Origin of the sequence: Pseudomonas sp. AF32 (assembly GCF_022342325.2) — a bacterium.
GTDB lineage: Bacteria > Pseudomonadota > Gammaproteobacteria > Pseudomonadales > Pseudomonadaceae > Aquipseudomonas > Aquipseudomonas uvaldensis.
Window position 1 is genome coordinate 118653 of record NZ_RQJK02000019.1, and the last position, 21558, is coordinate 140210.

Annotated in this window: 18 protein-coding genes; all 18 read left to right on the forward strand. The window is 61.8% G+C overall.

Annotated features, from left to right (window positions below; all coding sequences use genetic code 11):
- The first annotated feature begins 73 nt into the window (after positions 1-73).
- The 18 genes from EGM97_RS18595 (at position 74) to EGM97_RS18680 (ending at position 21325) form a co-directional block, all read left to right on the forward strand.
- Positions 74-1240, forward strand: coding sequence for a ribosomal protein uL16 3-hydroxylase (locus tag EGM97_RS18595; RefSeq protein ID WP_053157801.1), 1167 nt, complete (start codon positions 74-76; stop codon positions 1238-1240).
- Positions 1233-1658 (forward strand): GNAT family N-acetyltransferase, encoded by a 426-nt coding sequence (locus tag EGM97_RS18600; protein ID WP_053157811.1) that lies wholly within the window; start codon positions 1233-1235, stop codon positions 1656-1658. Before EGM97_RS18595 ends, EGM97_RS18600 begins: the two co-directional genes overlap by 8 nt.
- 143 nt (positions 1659-1801) lie before the next feature.
- Positions 1802-2563: a secretin N-terminal domain-containing protein gene (locus tag EGM97_RS18605; RefSeq protein WP_238965051.1), complete on the forward strand. Its 762-nt coding sequence runs from the start codon at positions 1802-1804 to the stop codon at positions 2561-2563.
- Positions 2564-3057: 494 nt separating this feature from the next.
- A complete protein-coding gene (gene aceA, locus EGM97_RS18610; RefSeq protein WP_238965052.1) occupies positions 3058-4383 on the forward strand; it encodes an isocitrate lyase in 1326 nt (441 codons plus the stop codon).
- 602 nt (positions 4384-4985) lie between these two features.
- Complete coding sequence (locus tag EGM97_RS18615) at positions 4986-5399, forward strand: NADH-quinone oxidoreductase subunit A (RefSeq protein WP_003180067.1); 414 nt, start codon at positions 4986-4988, stop codon at positions 5397-5399.
- A 10-nt stretch (positions 5400-5409) separates the two neighbouring features.
- Positions 5410-6084: a NuoB/complex I 20 kDa subunit family protein gene (locus EGM97_RS18620; RefSeq protein ID WP_053157820.1), complete on the forward strand. Its 675-nt coding sequence runs from the start codon at positions 5410-5412 to the stop codon at positions 6082-6084.
- Positions 6085-6155: 71 nt separating this feature from the next.
- A complete protein-coding gene (gene nuoC, locus EGM97_RS18625) occupies positions 6156-7940 on the forward strand; it encodes an NADH-quinone oxidoreductase subunit C/D (RefSeq protein ID WP_238965053.1) in 1785 nt (594 codons plus the stop codon).
- Between the two features lie 2 nt (positions 7941-7942).
- Positions 7943-8440, forward strand: coding sequence for an NADH-quinone oxidoreductase subunit NuoE (gene nuoE / locus EGM97_RS18630; RefSeq protein ID WP_053157826.1), 498 nt, complete (start codon positions 7943-7945; stop codon positions 8438-8440).
- Positions 8437-9795, forward strand: a complete 1359-nt coding sequence (nuoF, locus tag EGM97_RS18635; protein ID WP_053157829.1) for an NADH-quinone oxidoreductase subunit NuoF — start codon at positions 8437-8439, stop codon at positions 9793-9795. The genes nuoE and nuoF overlap by 4 nt, the downstream gene beginning before the upstream one ends.
- A 138-nt stretch (positions 9796-9933) precedes the next feature.
- Complete coding sequence (gene nuoG / locus EGM97_RS18640; protein WP_238965054.1) at positions 9934-12648, forward strand: NADH-quinone oxidoreductase subunit NuoG; 2715 nt, start codon at positions 9934-9936, stop codon at positions 12646-12648.
- Positions 12645-13652, forward strand: coding sequence for an NADH-quinone oxidoreductase subunit NuoH (nuoH, locus tag EGM97_RS18645; RefSeq protein ID WP_053157834.1), 1008 nt, complete (start codon positions 12645-12647; stop codon positions 13650-13652). Before nuoG ends, nuoH begins: the two co-directional genes overlap by 4 nt.
- 11 nt (positions 13653-13663) lie before the next feature.
- Entirely contained in the window at positions 13664-14212 is a 549-nt protein-coding gene (gene nuoI / locus EGM97_RS18650; protein ID WP_024779320.1) for an NADH-quinone oxidoreductase subunit NuoI, read from the forward strand.
- Positions 14213-14221: 9 nt separating this feature from the next.
- On the forward strand, positions 14222-14722 hold the full coding sequence (nuoJ, locus tag EGM97_RS18655; RefSeq protein WP_238965055.1) for an NADH-quinone oxidoreductase subunit J: 501 nt from the start codon (positions 14222-14224) through the stop codon (positions 14720-14722).
- 4 nt (positions 14723-14726) lie between these two features.
- Complete coding sequence (gene nuoK / locus EGM97_RS18660; protein WP_003180046.1) at positions 14727-15035, forward strand: NADH-quinone oxidoreductase subunit NuoK; 309 nt, start codon at positions 14727-14729, stop codon at positions 15033-15035.
- The gene (nuoL, locus tag EGM97_RS18665; protein WP_238965056.1) at positions 15032-16885 is read left to right on the forward strand and encodes an NADH-quinone oxidoreductase subunit L; all 1854 of its coding nucleotides are present in this window, start codon (positions 15032-15034) and stop codon (positions 16883-16885) included. The genes nuoK and nuoL overlap by 4 nt, the downstream gene beginning before the upstream one ends.
- Before the next feature lie 39 nt (positions 16886-16924).
- A complete protein-coding gene (nuoM, locus tag EGM97_RS18670) occupies positions 16925-18457 on the forward strand; it encodes an NADH-quinone oxidoreductase subunit M (protein ID WP_053157843.1) in 1533 nt (510 codons plus the stop codon).
- Positions 18458-18464: 7 nt separating this feature from the next.
- Entirely contained in the window at positions 18465-19928 is a 1464-nt protein-coding gene (nuoN, locus tag EGM97_RS18675; protein WP_238965057.1) for an NADH-quinone oxidoreductase subunit NuoN, read from the forward strand.
- 290 nt (positions 19929-20218) lie between these two features.
- Positions 20219-21325, forward strand: coding sequence for an NAD(P)/FAD-dependent oxidoreductase (locus EGM97_RS18680; RefSeq protein ID WP_238965058.1), 1107 nt, complete (start codon positions 20219-20221; stop codon positions 21323-21325).
- The last annotated feature ends 233 nt before the right edge of the window (positions 21326-21558 follow it).

Sequence of the window (21558 nt, forward strand, 5' to 3'; positions counted from 1 at the left end):
CCCTGAGACGCCCGGCCGAGCGCCGGGCGTTTTTATTCGCGTCTGAAAAATACTTTTTTTCAATAGGTTACACATGAATCCTGATATTCCTCTGCAACTCCTGGGCGGCATCACGGCACGGGAGTTCATGCGCGACTACTGGCAGAAAAAACCACTGCTGATCCGCCAGGCAATCCCTGACTTCGAAAGCCCGATCGATGCCGACGAACTGGCCGGCCTGGCCCTGGAAGAAGAAGTCGAATCGCGCCTGGTGATCGAGCACGGCGAGCGCCCTTGGGAACTGCGTCGCGGCCCGTTTGCCGAAGACGAGTTCAGCAAGCTGCCGGAGCGCGAGTGGACGCTGCTGGTACAAGCTGTCGATCAGTTCGTACCGGAAGTCAGCGAACTGCTGGAGCACTTCCGCTTCCTGCCGAGCTGGCGTATCGACGACGTGATGATCAGCTTTGCCGCCCCGGGTGGCAGCGTCGGTCCGCACTTCGACAACTACGATGTGTTCCTGCTGCAAGGCCACGGCAAGCGCAACTGGAAGATCGGCCAGATGTGCGACTCCGAGAGCCCACTGCTGCAGCATGCCGACCTGCGCATTCTTGCCGAATTCGAAGCCACCGACGAATGGACCCTGGAACCGGGCGACATGCTTTACCTGCCGCCGCGCCTGGCCCACTGCGGCGTGGCCGTTGACGATTGCATGACCTACTCGGTGGGCTTCCGCGCGCCGAGCGCCGCTGAAGTGCTGACCCACTTCACCGACTTCCTCAGCCAGTTCCTGCCGGACGAAGAGCGCTACACCGACGCCGATGCGCGCCCCGTGAGCGATCCACACCAGATCCAGCACGACGCCCTCGACCGCCTCAAAGGCCTGCTGGCCGAGCACATGAGCGACGAGCGCCTGCTGCTGACCTGGTTCGGCCAGTTCATGACCGAGCCTCGCTACCCGGAACTGGTGGCAGGTCCGGAACTGGAAGAAGAAGACCTGCTGGCCAGCCTGGAACAAGGCGCAGTGATCATCCGCAACCCGAGCGCCCGCCTGGCCTGGTCGGAAGTGGATGATGACTTGCTGCTGTTCGCCAGCGGCCAGAGTCGCTATCTGCCGGGCAAGTTGCGCGAGCTGCTGAAAATGATCTGCGCCGCCGACGCACTGCACATCGAGAACCTCAGCCCGTGGCTGGCGGACGAAGACGGTCGCGGCCTGATCCATGAGTTGGTCAAACAAGGCAGCCTGGGGTTCGCCGATGAATAAAATTCACGTTCGTGTCGCAGACTGGCAAAAGGATAACGCCGAGATCCGGCGCATTCGTGAAAGCGTATTCATTGTCGAGCAGTCGGTCCCGCCCGAGCTGGAATGGGATGCCGACGACCAGGGCGCGGTGCATTTCCTGGCATACGAAGGCGACTTCCCCATCGGCACTGCCCGCCTGCTGACCGACGGCCATATCGGCCGGGTTTCGGTGCTCAAGGACTGGCGCGGCTTGAAAGTGGGCGATGCACTGATGCACGCAGTGATCGCCGAGGCCGAGAAGCGCGAACTCAAGCAGCAAATGCTCAGTGCCCAGGTGCATGCCACGCCGTTCTATGAGCGACTGGGCTTTGCCGTGGTCAGCGAGGAATTCCTGGAAGCCGGGATTCCCCATGTGGACATGGTGCGGCGTTCGGCCTGAGACCTCGCGATGAGGCCCTCCGAGCCACCCCAAAACGCCCCGCCACCCCCGATGCCGGGGCGTTTTGCCGTCTATCATTCAACTTGCCCCACCCTGGGCCGACAAACTGGCAATATCAAGCCTTTGTCTCGCGGAGAAATGGAATGTCCTTACGCACCCTCCTGGCTACCCTGCTGCTTGGTTGCAGCCTGTCGGTGATGGCCGACACGCAGATCGTGCCACTGAACTACCGCACCAGCGCCGACCTGCTGCCCGTGGCGCAGAATTTCATTGGCAAGGACGGCCAGGTCAGTGCCTACGGCAACCAACTGATCGTTAACGCCGACCCGGGCAAGATTGAAGAACTGAGGCAATTCCTCGCCCAGTTGGACACCGCGCCCAAGCGCCTGCTGATTACCGTCGACACCAACGAAAACAACCTGCAGGGCGACCAGGGCTATTCCATCAACGGCGCCGCCCCGAGCCAGACCCGCATCATCAATCGCAGCACGGCCAGTCGTGACGGTGGCGTGCAACAGGTTCAAGCCAGTGAAGGCCAGCCGGCGCTGATCCAGGTCGGCCAGAGCGTGCCGTTCACCAGCAGCCAGACCGACAATTACGGGCGCCTGCAAAGCCAGACCGAATACCGCAACGTCACCCAGGGCTTTTATGTCACCGCCAGCGTCACCGGCGAGACCGTTCATCTCAGTATCAGTACCAACCGTGACCGCATGAGCCAGGAACGTCCCGATGTAGTGAACGTGCAAAGTACCGACACAACCGTCAGCGGACGACTGGGAGAATGGATCACCCTGGCCGGCGTGAATCGCCAGACCCAAGCCGACAAACAGGGCCTGACCCGCAGCTACTCGACCCAGGGCCGCGATGACATGATTCTGCGGGTCAAGGTCGACACCCTGAACTGAAGCATCAAAAACTGACTGATGAGTCGTATTAGACCAAAGATGTAGTGCTTGAAAAATAGCACTACAAAACGTTTGACGAGCCAAAAAACCGAAGGCATGATGGCCTCGCTCCCGCTAATCAGGGGCCCTGGCAAGGGCCTTCGGGTCGACGCTTGCACCTACCCCGCGAGCCGATTCGTGTCTGTACCGCCCACAAGGTGTGTTTGACGAGGTTGCGACTGGAACGAAGTTGTCCCGAGGGACGGAAGCGTAACTAGGTAATCCGGCATCACTCTGAGTTCACATGAAGGCCCACGACGCCCGAATGCGCCCGCAGTTCGCCTGTACCTGCTCACTTTCCCCTCGAGCCCATCGTTCATCCCGTCGCCTCCCCGCCTGAACCGACTTGTGCGCCCGGCCCCCTGGCCAGCGAGCAGCCTTTTTCGCCAATGACTGGCGAAGCGGCAGGAGCAGGAATTTTTCCACCCCAGACCTATGCGACGAGGTTTATCTCCATGGCACTGACACGCGAACAGCAAATTGCAGCCCTTGAAAAAGACTGGGCTGAGAACCCACGCTGGAAAGGCGTGAAGCGCAATTATTCCGCTGCTGACGTCGTCCGTCTGCGTGGCTCGGTTCAACCCGAGCACACCTTTGCGAAGATGGGCGCCGAGAAGCTCTGGAACCTGGTGACCCAGGGCGCCAAGCCATCCTTCCGTCCCGAGAAAGATTTCGTCAACTGCATGGGCGCCCTGACCGGCGGCCAGGCTGTACAGCAAGTCAAGGCCGGCATCCAGGCGATCTACCTGTCGGGCTGGCAAGTGGCCGCGGACAACAACTCCGCCGAGTCGATGTACCCCGACCAGTCGCTGTACCCGGTGGATTCGGTTCCTACCGTGGTCAAGCGCATCAACAACGCGTTCCGTCGCGCCGACCAGATCCAGTGGAAAGCCGGCAAGAACCCGGGCGACGAAGGCTACATCGACTATTTCGCCCCCATCGTGGCTGACGCCGAAGCCGGTTTCGGCGGCGTGCTGAACGCCTACGAGCTGATGAAAAGCATGATCGAAGCAGGCGCCGCCGGCGTTCACTTCGAAGACCAACTGGCTTCGGTGAAAAAATGCGGCCACATGGGCGGCAAAGTATTGGTACCGACCCAGGAAGCCGTGCAAAAACTGACCGCAGCTCGCCTGGCCGCTGACGTCGCTGGCGTTCCGACCATCATCCTGGCCCGCACCGACGCCAACGCGGCCGACCTGCTGACTTCGGACTGCGACCCGTACGACCAGCCGTTCGTGACCGGTACCCGCACCCAGGAAGGCTTCTATAAAGTACGCGCAGGCCTCGACCAGGCCATCGCCCGCGGCCTGGCCTACGCGCCATACGCCGACCTGATCTGGTGCGAAACCGCCAAGCCGGACCTGGAAGAAGCGCGCCGCTTCGCCGAAGCGATCAAGAAGGAATACCCGGACCAGATCCTGTCGTACAACTGCTCGCCTTCCTTCAACTGGAAGAAAAACCTGGACGACGCGACCATCGCCAAGTTCCAGCGCGAACTGTCCGCCATGGGCTACAAGCACCAGTTCATCACCCTGGCCGGTATCCACAACATGTGGCACAGCATGTTCAACCTGGCGCACGACTACGCCCGCAACGACATGACCGCCTACGTGAAGCTGCAAGAGCAGGAATTCGCCGACGCCGCCAAAGGCTACACCTTCGTGGCTCACCAGCAGGAAGTGGGCACCGGCTACTTCGACGACATGACCACCGTGATCCAGGGTGGCGCTTCGTCGGTGACCGCGTTGACCGGCTCTACCGAAGAAGAGCAGTTCCACTGATCCATGGATAAACGGCCCTTGCGGACCGAATGAAAGCTAACTGCAAGGCCGACGATCTGAAGCCCCGACTGGTTCGGGGCTTTTTTTCGCCTACGCTTCAAGCAAACCAACGCAATGGCCCCTCTAGGGGAGCGAGCCTGCTCGCGATGGCGCCCATCGCGAGCAGGCTCGCTCCCACAGTGGAAAAATGTGTGAGCAACAAAAAAATTGATCGAACGCAGTATCGGGTAGTCTGAAAAAGAGTAAAAAGGCCGGCGCTGACAACTGCAGCCCTTGCCATGTAAGGCAAGTTTCCGACTGTCGAAGGAAACAACCGGGAAAACACCCCGCAAACAATAATAATTATCATTTGAAAGGCGTTTTCATTATTACTCGTCGCCCTGGATATACCGATCAACAAATGGCCGGCACCCCACAGGAACAGGCCTTCGAGGCCATCAGAGAGGTGTGATGTCCTTATTCCAATAAATAATTTCGCTATCGAATTTTACTTGCCCGGTGTTTAGCCATAAAATCACCGCGATTGATTGCTGCGACATATCGTCACTGCGTTATTTCTTTTCAAGCTCAGAGACCTTTGCTCTCTGTTAAGGATTTCCAGCATGCCCGAAGCGACAGGACTCATGGCCCACAACTGGGGCTTTGCCATTTTCCTTCTGGGTGTCGTCGGCCTGTGTGCCTTCATGCTCGGCGTCTCCAGCCTCCTCGGGTCACGAGCCTGGGGCCGCAGCAAAAACGAACCGTTCGAGTCCGGCATGCTACCTACCGGTGGCGCCCGCTTGCGGCTCTCAGCCAAATTCTATCTGGTCGCGATGCTCTTCGTGATCTTCGATATCGAAGCCCTCTTTCTCTTTGCCTGGTCTGTGTCCGTCCGCGAAAGCGGCTGGACCGGATTTGTCGAAGCTCTCGTTTTCATAGCAATTCTGTTGGCAGGTCTTGTCTACCTTTACCGGGTGGGGGCACTTGATTGGGCTCCGGAAGCTCGGCGCAAGCGGCAAGCGAAGCTGAAACAATGAGGCTTTGGCAATGCAATACAATCTCACCAGGATCGACCCGGATGCTCCTAACGAGCAGTACCCGATTGGCGAAAGGGAAACCGTCGCCGATCCGTTAGAGGATCAAGTCCACAAGAATATCTTCATGGGCAAGCTCGAAGACGTGCTGAACAGCACGGTCAACTGGGGTCGCAAGAACTCCCTGTGGCCGTACAACTTCGGCCTTTCGTGCTGCTACGTGGAAATGACCACCGCCTTCACGGCGCCCCACGACATCGCGCGCTTCGGCGCCGAAGTGATCCGGGCATCACCACGCCAGGCGGACTTCATGGTTATCGCCGGTACGCCGTTCCTGAAGATGGCCCCCATCATCCAGCGCCTGTATGAGCAGATGCTTGAACCCAAGTGGGTCATTTCCATGGGCGCCTGTGCCAACTCCGGTGGCATGTACGACATCTATTCCGTGGTCCAGGGCGTCGACAAGTTCCTGCCCGTGGATGTATACGTGCCCGGCTGCCCGCCCCGTCCCGAAGCGTTCCTGCAAGGCTTGATGCTGTTGCAGGAATCCATCGGACAGGAACGTCGCCCGCTTTCCTGGGTCGTCGGTGATCAAGGCGTCTATCGCGCCGACATGCCGTCGACCAAGGCCGAGCGCCGCGAACAGCGAATCGCAGTCACCAACCTGCGCAGCCCCGACGAAGTCTGATCCAGCTCTGTTCCGTCAAGAAACGAGAAACTGGCTTCATTCTTTACGTTGACCGAAAGCGATAAATAACCATGACTACAGGCAGTGCTCTGTACATCCCGCCTTACAAGGCAGACGACCAGGATGTGGTCGTCGAACTCAATAACCGTTTTGGCCCCGAGGCGTTCACCGCCCAGGCAACCCGCACCGGCATGCCGGTGCTTTGGGTCGCCCGTGAGAAGCTTGTTGAAGTCCTGACCTTCCTGCGCAACCTGCCCAAGCCCTACGTCATGCTCTATGACCTGCACGGCGTGGACGAGCGTTTGCGCACCAAGCGTCACGGGCTGCCAAGCGGTGTGGATTTCACCGTGTTCTACCACCTGCTGTCGGTAGAACGTAATAGTGACGTAATGATCAAGGTCGCCTTGTCCGAGAACGACCTCAGCGTGCCGTCCGTGACCAGCATCTGGCCAAACGCCAACTGGTACGAGCGTGAAGTCTGGGACATGTTCGGCATCGACTTCCCCGGCCACCCCCACCTGACGCGCATCATGATGCCGCCGACCTGGGAAGGTCACCCACTGCGCAAGGACTTCCCTGCCCGCGCCACCGAATTCGACCCGTTCAGCCTGTCCCTGGCCAAGCAACAGCTCGAAGAGGAAGCCGCGCGCTTCAAGCCCGAAGACTGGGGCATGAAGCGCTCCGGGGCAAACGAGGACTACATGTTCCTCAACCTCGGTCCGAACCACCCTTCGGCCCACGGTGCGTTCCGGATCATCCTGCAACTGGACGGCGAAGAGATCGTCGACTGCGTCCCGGACATCGGCTACCACCACCGTGGCGCCGAGAAGATGGGCGAGCGTCAGTCCTGGCACAGCTACATCCCGTACACCGACCGTATCGACTACCTCGGCGGGGTGATGAACAACCTGCCGTACGTACTCTCGGTCGAGAAGCTGGCCGGTATCACCGTACCGGACCGGGTCAACGTGATTCGCATCATGATGGCCGAGTTCTTCCGGATCACCAGTCACCTGCTGTTCCTGGGTACCTATATCCAGGACGTCGGCGCCATGACCCCGGTGTTCTTCACGTTCACCGACCGCCAGCGGGCCTACACGGTGATCGAAGCCATTACCGGTTTCCGCCTGCACCCGGCCTGGTACCGCATCGGCGGCGTCGCCCACGACCTGCCACGCGGCTGGGAAAAGCTGGTCAAGGACTTCGTCGAGTGGATGCCCAAGCGCCTGGACGAATACACCAAGGCTGCCCTGCAGAACAGCATCCTCAAGGGCCGGACCATCGGCGTGGCTGCCTACAACACCAAGCAAGCCCTGGAATGGGGCGTCACCGGTGCCGGCCTGCGTTCCACCGGCTGCGATTTCGACCTGCGCAAGGCGCGCCCCTACTCCGGCTACGAAAACTTCGAATTCGAAGTACCGCTGGCGGCCAACGGCGATGCCTATGACCGCTGCATGGTTCGCGTCGAGGAAATGCGCCAGAGCGTCAAGATCATCGAGCAGTGCATGCGCAACATGCCGGAAGGCCCGTACAAGGCGGACCATCCGCTGACCACGCCACCGCCCAAGGAACGCACGCTGCAACACATCGAGACCCTGATCACGCACTTCCTGCAGGTTTCGTGGGGCCCGGTCATGCCGGCCAACGAATCCTTCCAGATGATCGAAGCGACCAAGGGCATCAACAGTTATTACCTGACGAGCGACGGCGGCACCATGAGCTACCGCACCCGGATCCGTACTCCAAGCTATCCGCACCTGCAGCAGATCCCTTCGGTGATCAAAGGCAGCATGGTCGCGGACTTGATTGCGTACCTGGGTAGTATCGATTTCGTTATGGCCGACGTGGACCGCTAAGCATGAACAGCACGCTTATCCAGACAGACCGTTTCGCCCTGAGCGAAACCGAGCGCTCGGCCATCGAGCACGAGCTGCATCACTACGAAGACCCGCGCGCGGCGTCGATCGAAGCCTTGAAAATCGTCCAGAAGGAACGTGGCTGGGTGCCGGATGGCGCGCTCTACGCCATCGGCGAGATCCTCGGCATCCCGGCGAGCGACGTCGAAGGCGTCGCGACCTTCTACAGCCAGATTTTCCGCCAACCCGTGGGCCGCCACATCATTCGCGTCTGCGACAGCATGGTCTGCTACATCGGTGGCCACGAGTCGGTGGTCAGCGAGATCCAGAGCAAACTGGGCATCGGCCTCGGCCAGACCACCGCCGACGGCCGCTTCACCCTGCTGCCGGTGTGCTGCCTGGGCAACTGCGACAAGGCCCCGGCGCTGATGATCGACGACGACACCTTTGGTGACGTCAAGCCGGATGGCGTCGCCAAACTGCTGGAGGGCTACGTATGACCCTGACTTCCTTCGGGCCCGCCAACCGCATCCAGCGCTCGGCCGAAACCCATCCGCTGACCTGGCGTCTGCGTGACGACGGCGAACCGGTGTGGCTGGACGAGTACCAGGCCAAGAATGGCTACGCCGCTGCACGCAAGGCATTCACCCAGATGGCCCAGGACGACATCGTCCAGACCGTGAAGGACTCTGGCCTCAAGGGTCGCGGCGGTGCGGGCTTCCCCACTGGCGTGAAGTGGGGCCTGATGCCCAAGGACGAATCCATCAACATCCGCTACCTGCTGTGCAACGCGGACGAAATGGAGCCCAACACCTGGAAAGACCGGATGCTGATGGAGCAACTGCCCCATCTGTTGATCGAAGGCATGCTCATCAGTGCCCGTGCGCTGAAGACCTACCGTGGCTACATCTTCCTGCGCGGCGAATACACCACCGCTGCCAGGCACCTGAACCGTGCCGTGGAAGAAGCCAAGGCCGCCGGCCTTTTGGGCAAGAACATCCTCGGTTCGGGTTTTGATTTCGAACTGTTCGTGCACACCGGCGCCGGGCGTTATATCTGCGGTGAAGAAACCGCACTGATCAACTCCCTGGAAGGCCGTCGCGCCAACCCGCGCTCCAAGCCACCCTTCCCCGCCGCCGTCGGCGTCTGGGGCAAACCGACTTGCGTGAACAACGTCGAGACCCTGTGCAACGTGCCGGCGATCATCGCCGACGGTGTTGACTGGTACAAATCCCTGGCCCGCGACGGCAGTGAAGACATGGGCACCAAGCTCATGGGCTTCTCCGGCAAGGTCAAGAACCCCGGCCTGTGGGAGCTGCCGTTCGGCGTCACCGGCCGCGAGCTGTTCGAGGATTATGCCGGCGGCATGCGCGATGGCTACAAGCTCAAGTGCTGGCAGCCTGGCGGCGCCGGTACCGGCTTCCTGTTGCCCGAACATCTGGACGCGCAGATGTACGCCGGCGGCATCGCCAAGGTCGGCACCCGTATGGGGACCGGCCTGGCGATGGCGGTGGACGACAGCATCAGCATGGTCTCGCTGCTGCGCAACATGGAAGAGTTCTTCGCCCGTGAGTCGTGTGGTTTCTGCACCCCTTGCCGCGATGGCCTGCCCTGGAGCGTCAAGCTGCTGCGGGCCCTCGAGAAAGGCGAAGGCCAGGCCGGCGACATCGAGACCCTGCTGGGTCTGGTGGGTTTCCTCGGCCCAGGCAAGACCTTCTGTGCTCACGCACCGGGTGCCGTGGAGCCGTTGGGCAGCGCAATCAAATACTTCCGCCCTGAATTCGAGGCCGGCATCGCGCCCACCCGCGCGGGCGACCTCAATCAGGTGGTCACGCCGACCATGGTCGGCGCGTAACAACGCTTAAAAAAGGCGAAGGGTCCGTGCCCTTCGCCTTTCGTCCGATGACGCCTCCGAGGCTGTTTGGATTCGGACGAACCACAAGATTCCATTAGCCACGCCCGCTGACACCGGGCCAACGAAGAACTTTGAACCATGGCCACTATCCACGTAGACGGCAAAGCGCTCGAAGTCGATGGGGCAGACAACCTGTTACAGGCATGTCTGTCGCTAGGCCTCGACATCCCTTATTTCTGCTGGCACCCCGCGCTTGGTAGCGTCGGGGCCTGCCGCCAGTGCGCGGTCAAGCAGTACACCGACGAGAACGACACCCGTGGTCGCATCGTCATGTCCTGCATGACCCCCGCCACCGACAACACCTGGATCTCCATCGACGATGAAGAGTCCAAGGCCTTCCGTGCCAGTGTCGTCGAATGGCTGATGACCAACCACCCGCACGACTGCCCGGTCTGCGAGGAAGGCGGTCACTGCCACCTGCAAGACATGACCGTGATGACCGGCCACAACGAGCGCCGTTATCGCTTCAAGAAGCGCACTCACCAGAACCAGCAACTCGGCCCGTTCATTTCCCACGAGATGAACCGCTGCATCGCCTGCTACCGCTGCGTGCGTTTCTACAAGGACTACGCCGGCGGCACCGACCTGGGCGTGTTCGGTGCCCACGACAACGTATACTTCGGTCGCGTTGAAGACGGCACCCTGGAAAGCGAGTTCTCCGGCAACCTCACCGAGGTCTGCCCGACCGGTGTGTTCACCGACAAGACCCACTCCGAACGCTACAACCGCAAATGGGACATGCAGTTTGCACCAAGCATCTGCCATGGCTGCTCCAGCGGTTGCAACATTTCCCCAGGCGAGCGCTACGGTGAACTGCGTCGTATCGAAAACCGCTACAATGGCTCGGTCAACCAGTACTTCCTCTGCGACCGTGGCCGTTTCGGCTATGGCTATGTCAACCGCAAGGATCGCCCTCGCCAGCCACTGCTGGCCAACGGCACCAAACTGAGCCTGGACGAAGCCCTGGACAAGGCCGCCGACCTGCTGCGCGGTCGCAACATCGTCGGCATCGGCTCGCCTCGAGCCAGCCTGGAAAGCAACTACGCACTGCGTGAACTGGTGGGCGCCGAGCACTTCTACAGCGGCATCGAAGCCGGTGAGCTGGAACGCATCCGCCTGGTGCTGGACGTACTCAATAGCAGCCCGCTGCCCGTGCCGACGATGCGTGACATCGAAGACCACGACGCGGTGTTTGTCCTTGGCGAAGACCTGACCCAGACCGCCGCCCGCATGGCCCTGGCCCTGCGCCAGTCGGTCAAGGGCAAGGCCGAAGACATGGCCGACGCGATGCGCGTCCAGCCGTGGCTCGACGCCGCCGTGAAGAACATCGGCCAACATGAGCTGAACCCGCTGTTCATCGCCAGCCTTGCCGAAACCAAGCTCGACGACGTGGCCGAAGAATGCGTCCACGCCGCCCCTGACGACCTGGCCCGCATCGGTTTCGCCGTGGCTCACGCCCTGGACGCCAGCGCGCCGGCCGTCGACGGCCTGGACAGCGAAGCGGCCGCCCTGGTGCAACGCATCGCCGACGCCCTGCTGGCGGCCAAGCGCCCATTGATCATCGCCGGCACCTCGTTGGGCTCCAAGGCGCTGATCGAAGCCGCCGCCAACATCGCCAAGGCCTTGAAGCTGCGCGAGAAGAACGGTTCCATCAGCCTGGTCGTGCTGGAAGCCAACAGCCTTGGCCTGGCCATGCTCGGTGGCGAATCGGTCGATGCCGCGCTGCAAGCGGTGATCGACGGTAGCGCCGACGCCATCGTGGTACTGGAAAACGACCTGTACACCCGCACCGACAAGGCCCGTGTCGACGCGGCCCTGAACGCGGCGAAAACCGTGATCGTCGCCGACCACCAGAAAACCGCCACCACCGACCGCGCCCACCTGGTGCTGCCGGCGGCGAGCTTCGCTGAGGGCGACGGTACCCTGGTCAGCCAGGAAGGTCGCGCCCAGCGCTTCTTCCAGGTTTTCGACCCGCAATACCTGGACGCCAGCATCCTGGTCCACGAAGGTTGGCGCTGGCTGCATGCCCTGCGCGCCACCCTGCTGAACCAGCCGATCGACTGGACGCAACTGGATCAGGTCACCGCTGCCGTGGCTTCGAGCACCGCGCAACTGGCCGGCATCGTCGACGCCGCGCCGTCCGCCGCGTTCCGCATCAAGGGCTTGAAACTGGCCCGTGAACCGCTGCGCTACTCCGGCCGCACCGCGATGCGCGCCAACATCAGCGTCCACGAACCGCGCACCCCGCAAGACAAGGACACCGCGTTCGCCTTCTCCATGGAAGGTTACTCGGGCTCCGCCGAACCGCGTTCGCAAGTGCCGTTCGCCTGGTCGCCGGGCTGGAACTCGCCCCAGGCCTGGAACAAGTTCCAGGACGAAGTCGGTGGTCACCTGCGTGCTGGCGATCCGGGCACCCGCCTGATCGAAAGCCAGGGCGATGGCCTGAGCTGGTTCGCCAGCGTGCCGCGCGCCTTCAACCCGGCACCGGGCACCTGGCAGGTCGTGCCGTTCCATCACCTGTTCGGCAGCGAAGAGAACTCTTCCAAGGCCGCGCCGGTACAGGAACGCATTCCGGCCGCCTACGTGTCGCTGGCCAAATCCGAAGCCGATCGCCTGGGCGTCAACGACGGTGCCCTACTGAGCCTGAACGTGGCCGGCCAGACCCTGCGTCTGCCGCTGCGCATCAATGAGCAGCTGGGCGCTGGCCTGGTGGCCCTGCCTGCCGGCCTGGCGGGTATTCCGCCGGCGGTGTTCGGCAAAACCGTCGACGGTCTGCAGGAGGCAGCGCAATGAGTTGGTTCACCCCTGAAGTGATCGACGTGATCCTGACGGTCCTCAAGGCCATTGTGATCCTGCTGGCCGTGGTGGTCACAGGCGCCTTGCTGAGCTTCGTCGAACGTCGCCTGCTGGGCTGGTGGCAGGACCGCTACGGTCCGAACCGCGTGGGCCCGTACGGCATGTTCCAGATCGCCGCCGACATGGTCAAAATGTTCTTCAAGGAAGACTGGACGCCGCCGTTTGCCGACAAGGTGATCTTCACCCTGGCACCGGTCGTGGCCATGAGCGCCTTGCTGATCGCCTTCGCGATCATCCCGATCACCCCGACCTGGGGCGTGGCGGACCTGAACATCGGCCTGCTGTTCTTCTTCGCCATGGCCGGCCTGTCGGTGTACGCGGTGCTGTTCGCCGGTTGGTCGAGCAACAACAAGTTCGCCCTGCTGGGCAGCCTGCGGGCCTCGGCCCAGACCGTGTCCTACGAAGTTTTCATGGGCCTGGCCCTGATGGGCGTCGTGATCCAGGCCGGTTCGTTCAACATGCGCGACATCGTCGAGTACCAGGCCCAGAACCTGTGGTTCATCATTCCGCAGTTCTTCGGCTTTTGTACCTTCTTCATCGCTGGCGTGGCCGTGACTCACCGTCACCCCTTCGACCAGCCGGAAGCGGAACAGGAACTGGCCGACGGCTACCACATCGAATACGCCGGCATGAAATGGGGCATGTTCTTCGTCGGTGAGTACATCGGTATCGTCCTGATCTCGGCACTGCTGGTCACGCTGTTCTTCGGCGGCTGGCACGGTCCGTTCGACATCCTGCCGCAACTGTCCTTCGTGTGGTTCGCCCTGAAAACCGCGTTCTTCATCATGCTGTTCGTCCTGCTGCGCGCTTCGATCCCGCGCCCACGCTACGACCAGGTGATGGACTTCAGTTGGAAATTCTGCCTGCCGCTGACCCTGATCAACATGCTGGTGACCGCTGCGATCGTGTTGTTGAACACGCCTGCGGCCGCGGTTCAGTGAGGATTTGACCCATGTTCAAATATATTGGCGACATCGTTAAGGGTACCGGTACCCAACTGCGAAGCCTGGTCATGATCTTCGGCCATGGCTTTCGCAAGCGCGACACCCTGCAATACCCGGAAGAGCCGGTCTACCTGGCACCGCGTTACCGCGGCCGCATCGTCCTGACCCGCGACCCCGACGGCGAAGAGCGCTGCGTGGCCTGCAACCTGTGCGCCGTGGCGTGCCCGGTGGGCTGCATCTCGCTGCAGAAAGCTGAAACCGAAGACGGTCGCTGGTACCCGGACTTCTTCCGCATCAACTTCTCGCGCTGCATTTTCTGCGGCCTCTGCGAGGAAGCCTGCCCGACCACCGCGATCCAGCTGACGCCGGATTTCGAAATGGCGGATTTCAAACGTCAGGACCTGGTGTACGAGAAAGAAGACTTGCTGATTTCCGGTCCCGGTAAAAACCCTGATTACAACTTCTATCGTGTTGCAGGTATGGCCATTGCCGGTAAGCCGAAAGGTGCCGCGCAAAACGAAGCCGAGCCGATCAACGTGAAGAGCTTGCTGCCTTAAGGAAGAAAGATGGAATTCGCTTTCTATTTCGCATCGGGTATTGCTGTGGTCTCCACGCTTCGCGTGGTCACCAACACCAACCCCATACATGCCCTGCTCTACCTGATCATTTCGCTCATCGCCGTGGCCATGACCTTTTTCAGCCTCGGCGCACCCTTTGCCGGTGCGCTGGAAGTGATCGCCTACGCTGGCGCCATCATGGTGCTGTTCGTGTTCGTGGTGATGATGCTGAACCTGGGCCCGGCCTCGGTCCAGCAGGAACGCAACTGGCTCAAGCCCGGCATCTGGGCGGGACCGGTGATTCTCGCCGCCCTGCTGCTGGGTGAACTGCTGTATGTGCTGTTCGCTCACCAGAGCGGTCAGGGCATCGGCCAAACCACCGTAGGCGCCAAGGCCGTGGGCATCAGCCTGTTCGGCCCGTACCTGCTGGTGGTCGAACTCGCCTCGATGCTGCTGCTTGCTGCAGCCGTCACGGCGTTCCATTTGGGCCGTAACGAGGCGAAGGAGTAATCACATGCCTGCTATCCCTCTCGAGCATGGTCTGGCGGTTGCCGGCATCCTGTTCTGCCTCGGTCTGGTCGGCCTGATGGTGCGCCGCAACATTCTGTTCGTGCTGATGAGCCTGGAGGTCATGATGAATGCCTCCGCCCTGGCCTTCATCGTTGCGGGCGCTCGCTGGGCTCAACCGGATGGACAGATCATGTTCATCCTGGTGATCAGCCTGGCAGCCGCCGAGGCCAGTATCGGCCTGGCGATCCTGTTGCAGCTGTATCGCCGCTTCCACACTCTGGATATTGACGCTGCCAGTGAGATGCGCGGATGAACCTACTCTTTCTGACTTTCGTATTTCCTCTCATTGGTTTCCTGCTGCTGTCGTTCTCCCGTGGACGCTGGTCGGAAAACCTTTCGGCGCTGGTTGGCGTCGGTTCCATCGGCCTGTCCGCCATCGTCGCGGCCTACGTGATCTGGCAATTCAACGTCGCGCCACCTGAAGGCGGCGCGTACGCTCAGGTGCTGTGGCAGTGGATGGCGGTGGAAGGCTTCAAGCCGAGCTTCACCCTGTACCTGGACGGCCTGTCGGTGACCATGCTGGGCGTGGTGGTCGGCGTGGGTTTCCTGATCCACCTGTTCGCGTCCTGGTACATGCGCGGCGAAGCCGGTTACTCGCGTTTCTTCGCCTACACCAACCTGTTCATCGCCAGCATGCTGTTCCTGGTGCTCGGCGATAACCTGTTGTTCGTGTACTTCGGCTGGGAAGGCGTGGGCCTGTGCTCGTACCTGTTGATCGGTTTCTACTACAGCAACCGCAACAACGGTAACGCGGCACTGAAAGCGTTCATCGTGACTCGGATCGGCGACGTGTTCATGGCCATCGGTCTGTTCATCCTGTTCCAGCAACTGGGCACGCTGAACATCCAGGAACTGCTGGCACGTGCGCCCGAGCACTTCAAGGCCGGTGACTTCTGGATCGTCCTGGCGACCCTGATGCTGCTGGGCGGTGCCGTCGGTAAATCCGCGCAGCTGCCGTTGCAGACCTGGTTGGCGGACGCGATGGCCGGTCCTACTCCGGTCTCGGCACTGATCCACGCGGCAACCATGGTCACCGCCGGTGTCTACCTGATCGCCCGTACCCACGGTCTGTTCGCCCTGGCGCCGGACATCCTGCACCTGGTGGGCATCGTCGGTGGCGTGACCCTGGTACTGGCCGGCTTTGCCGCCCTGGTGCAGACCGACATCAAGCGGATCCTCGCCTACTCGACCATGAGCCAGATCGGCTACATGTTCCTGGCCCTGGGCGTCGGTGCCTGGGAAGGCGCGATCTTCCACCTGATGACCCACGCGTTCTTCAAAGCCCTGCTGTTCCTTGCCTCCGGTGCGGTGATCGTCGCCTGCCACCACGAGCAGAACATCTTCAAGATGGGCGGCCTGTGGAAGAAACTGCCACTGGCCTACGCCAGCTTCATCGTCGGTGGCGCGGCCCTGGCGGCCCTGCCACTGGTGACCGCGGGCTTCTACTCCAAGGATGAAATCCTCTGGGAAGCGTTTGCCAGCGGCAACCAGGGCCTGCTGTATGCCGGCCTCGTGGGTGCCTTCATGACTTCGCTGTACACCTTCCGCCTGATCTTCATCGCGTTCCACGGTGAAGCCAAGACCGAAGCCCACGCCGGCCATGGCATTGCCCACTGGCTGCCGCTGTCGGTGCTGATCGTGCTGTCGACTTTCGTCGGCGCAATGATCACTCCGCCGCTGCACGGCGTACTGCCACAAAGCGTCGGCCATGCCGGCGGCGAAGCCAAGCACAGCCTGGAAATCGCCTCGGGCGCCATCGCCCTGGCCGGTATCCTGCTGTCCGCCCTGCTGTTCCTGGGCAAGCGTCGTTTCGTCACGGCCATCGCCAACAGCGGCCTCGGCCGTGTCCTTTCGGCCTGGTGGTTCGCCGCCTGGGGCTTCGACTGGATCTACGACAAACTGTTCGTCAAGCCATACCTTGCGATCAGCCACATTCTGCGCAAAGACCCGCTCGACCAGACCATTGGCCTGATCCCGCGCATGGCCAAGGGCGGCCACACTGCCCTGAGCCGTACCGAGACCGGTCAATTGCGTTGGTATGCGGCTTCCATGGCGGCTGGCGCCGTGCTGGTTATCGGCGCCATCGTGCTGGTAGCGGTCTGATATGAACCTTGCGAACTTGCGAAAGGAAACGAGCCCGTCATGATTCTGCCCTGGCTAATCCTGATCCCCTTTATCGGCGGCCTGCTGTGCTGGATCGCGGAGCGCTCCAGCTCCACACTCCCGCGCTGGATTGCGCTGCTGACCATGTCCCTGGAACTCGCGCTCGGCCTCTGGCTGTGGGCGACCGGTGACTATTCGTTGGCCCCTGCCCCGGGTGCCAATCCGACCTGGGCGCTTGAATTCAAGCACCTGTGGATCGAGCGCTTCGGCATCAGCGTGCACCTGGCCCTCGACGGCCTGTCGCTGCTGATGATCCTGCTGACCGGTCTGCTGGGTATCCTCTCGGTCCTCTGCTCCTGGAAAGAGATCCAGCGCCACGTCGGCTTCTTCCACCTGAACCTGATGTGGATCCTGGGCGGTGTCGTCGGCGTGTTCCTGGCGCTGGACCTGTTCATGTTCTTCTTCTTCTGGGAAATGATGCTGGTGCCGATGTACTTCCTCATCGCGCTCTGGGGTCACAGCTCGGCGGACGGCAAGAAAACCCGGATCTACGCGGCGACCAAGTTCTTCATCTTCACCCAGGCTTCCGGCCTGATCATGCTGGTGGCGATCCTCGGTCTGGTACTGGTCAACTTCAACAACACCGGCGTGATTACCTTCAACTACGCCGACCTGTTGAAAGTGCAGATGTCGCGCACCACCGAGTACGTGCTGATGCTGGGCTTCTTCATCGCCTTCGCGGTGAAGCTGCCGGTCGTGCCGCTGCACTCCTGGCTGCCGGACGCCCACGCCCAGGCACCGACCGCTGGTTCCGTGGACCTGGCCGGTATCTTGCTCAAGACCGCGGCCTATGGCCTGCTGCGCTTCGCCTTGCCGATGTTCCCCAACGCCTCGGCCGAGTTCGCGCCGATCGCCATGACCCTGGGCCTGATCGGGATCTTCTACGGTGCCTTCCTGGCGTTCGCCCAGACCGACATCAAGCGTCTGATCGCCTTCTCCAGCGTCTCGCACATGGGCTTCGTGCTGATCGGCATCTACTCCGGCAGCCAGTTGGCCCTGCAAGGCGCGGTGATCCAGATGCTGGCCCACGGTCTGTCGGCAGCGGCGCTGTTTATCCTCAGCGGCCAGTTGTACGAACGCCTGCACACCCGCGACATGCGTGAGATGGGTGGCGTGTGGTCGCGCATCGCTTACCTGCCGGCCATCAGCCTGTTCTTCGCAGCTGCTTCCCTGGGCTTGCCAGGTACCGGCAACTTCGTCGGCGAGTTCCTGATCCTGATCGGCACCTTCGTCAGTTCGCCATGGATCATCGCCATCGCCACCTCCGGCCTGGTGTTCGGTTCGGTCTACTCGCTGATCATGATCCACCGCGCCTACTTCGGCCCATCCAAGTCGGACGAAGTACTGCGTGGCATGGACGGTCGCGAACTGATCATGGTGCTCGGCCTTGCGGTGCTGCTGATTTACCTCGGCGTTTACCCGCAACCGTTCCTCGACACCTCTGCCGCCACGATGCATGGCGTGCAGCAGTGGCTCGGCACCGCCTTCTCTCAACTCGCTTCGGCCCGGTAAGAGCGCTATGGAATTCACGATTCAACACTTTATCGCGCTTGCGCCGCTGTTGATCACCAGCGCCACGATCCTCGTGGTGATGCTGGCGATCGCCTGGCGCCGCAATCACTCCCAGACTTTCCTGCTGTCGGTGGCGGGGCTGAACCTGGCCTTGCTGTCGATCCTGCCGGCCTTGAAAGTCGCTCCACTGGCGGTCACCCCGCTGATCCAGATCGACAGCTTCGCCTGCCTGTACATGGCGCTGATCCTGGTCGCCACCCTCGCCTGCGTCACCCTCGCCCACGCCTATCTCGGTGATGGCGGTTCGGGTTACCCGGGCAACCGCGAAGAACTGTACCTGCTGATCCTGATGGCCGCCGCCGGTGGCCTGGTCCTGGTCGGCGCCCAGCACCTGGCGAGCCTGTTCATCGGTCTGGAACTGTTGTCGGTGCCGGTCTACGGCCTGGTAGCCTACGCCTTCTTCAACAAGCGCTCCCTGGAAGCCGGCATCAAGTACATGGTGCTGTCGGCGGCCGGTTCCGCGTTCCTGTTGTTCGGCATGGCGCTGCTGTACGCAGAGGCCGGCACCCTGAACTTCGTCGGCATTGGCCAGGCCCTGGCGGCCACCGGCCTGCCAAGCCCGATCGCGCAACTGGGCCTGGGCATGATGCTGATCGGCCTGGCGTTCAAACTGTCGCTGGTGCCCTTCCACCTCTGGACCCCGGACGTCTACGAAGGCGCCCCGGCGCCGGTGGCGGCGTTCCTCGCCACCGCGTCGAAAGTGGCGGTGTTCGCGGTCATGGTGCGACTGTTCCAGATCTCGCCAGTGGCCAGCAGCGGTGTGTTGAGCAATGTACTGACCATCATCGCCATCGCGTCGATCCTGTTCGGTAACCTGCTGGCACTGACCCAGAGCAACCTCAAGCGTCTGCTGGGTTACTCGTCCATCGCCCACTTCGGTTACCTGCTGATCGCCCTGATCGCCAGCAAGGGCCTGGCCGTGGAAGCCATCGGCGTGTACCTGGTCACCTACGTGATCACCAGCCTCGGTGCCTTCGGCGTGATCACCCTGATGTCCTCGCCGTACAACGGCCGCGACGCCGACGCCCTGTACGAATACCGTGGCCTGTTCTGGCGCCGTCCGTACCTGACCGCCGTGCTGACCGTGATGATGCTGTCCCTGGCCGGCATCCCGCTGACCGCCGGCTTCATCGGCAAGTTCTACATCATCGCCACCGGCGTCGAGGCTCACCAATGGTGGCTGGTCGGCTCCCTGGTGCTGGGCAGTGCCATCGGCGTGTTCTACTACCTGCGCGTCATGGTCACCCTGTACCTGATGGAACCGAACCTGCGTCGCCACGATGCCGAGCTGCACTGGGAACAGAAGGCAGGCGGCGTGATGCTGCTGGCTATCGCCGTACTGGCGTTCTTCCTCGGTGTGTATCCGCAGCCGTTGTTGACGTTGGTGCAACAGGCTGGCCTGATGGGCTGATTGCCTGAACGGTGTAGTTGAAAACCCGTATCGCGAGATGCGGGTTTTTTTATGGCCGGATGCTTGACTGTCCCTGCATGACCGAGACGCTGCGCCATAGGCGACCGTCATCCATAGTCGACTTCACTTTCAGCGTCGCCTGACTCACCGTCATCGCGAGCAGGCTCGCTCCCTCAAGGGACGAGTTCCCAGGCTCACTGAAGTGGTGTTGGACTCTGACATTTTTAACATCGGTATTTTTTTCAAACCCGGCTACCCTGAACCCGCCCCTGTGTCCGAGGAGAATGAAGTTGAGTGTCGATGTGGAATGCGTCGTGGTCGGCGCAGGCGTTGTCGGCCTTGCCGTGGCGCGGGAAATGGCCCTTGCCGGTCATGAGGTGCTGCTGATCGAAGCCGGCGCGGCCATTGGCACAGGGATCAGTTCACGTAACTCCGAGGTGATCCACGCGGGCATCTACTACCCACCGGGCAGCCTCAAGGCGCAGTTGTGCGTCGAGGGTCGACGCAGGCTGTACGCTTATTGTGAAACCCACGGCGTGGAGACCCGCCGGCTTGGCAAGTTGATCGTCGCCCGGGATCAGGCACAGGTGCCAGGCCTGAAGGCATTGTTCGAACGCGGCTTGGCCAATGGCGTGGACGACCTGGGGCTGCTCGACCAGAAACAGGCGCAGGCTCTGGAACCGGCACTGGCCTGCGTCGCCGCCTTGTATTCGCCCTCCACCGGGATCGTGGATTCTCATGCCCTGATGCTGGCCTTGCAGGGCGATGCCGAAGCGGCCGGAGCGAGTGTCGCGTTCCACGCACCGTTGTTACGGGCCCGCATCCACGTCGGGCACTTCATGCTGGAAGTGGGTGGTGCGGCACCGATGAACTTGAGCTGCCGCCAACTGATCAACGCGGCAGGCCTCCAGGCTCCGGCCCTTGCCCGCTGCATGGAAGGGTTGCCGCCCCTATCGGTGCCCGACGACTATTTGTGCAAGGGTCATTATTTCAGCCTTGCCGGACGCGCGCCCTTCCGGCACCTGATCTACCCTGCCCCGGAAGCCGCCGGCCTGGGCATTCACATGACGCTGGACCTGGCGGGCCAGGCTCGCTTCGGCCCTGACGTGGAATGGGTCGAGCGGGAGGATTACCGGGTCGATCCGGCCCGGGCCGCGGCTTTTTACCCGGCGATCCGCGACTACTGGCCCGGCCTGCCGGACCAGAGCCTGCACCCGGCCTACAGTGGGATCCGCCCGAAGATCTCCGCGCCCGGCGATCCCGCCCGCGACTTCCTCATCAGCGCAGAAACCGAGCACCGGGTGCCTGGTCTGATCAACCTGTTCGGCATCGAATCGCCGGGGCTGACATCCTGCCTGGCGATAGCTGGACGGGTGCGGCAGTTGCTCGATAACTGAGCTGCGAATCCTGGGGGCATTTGGGGTGAGCATGATTTTCGGGGCGACGCGAAAACTGTGGGAGCGAGCCTGCTCGCGATGGGGCCAGGCCAGCCGACATTATCCGTGCTTGAACACGCGCTATCGCGAGCAGGCTCGCTTGTATGGTAGGACTTGAAGGGAGGAGGAGGGACAAGGCTCGATTCTGACTGTTAGCCGCAGTACAGACTGTGGGAGATTTCGCCCCTCCTCCT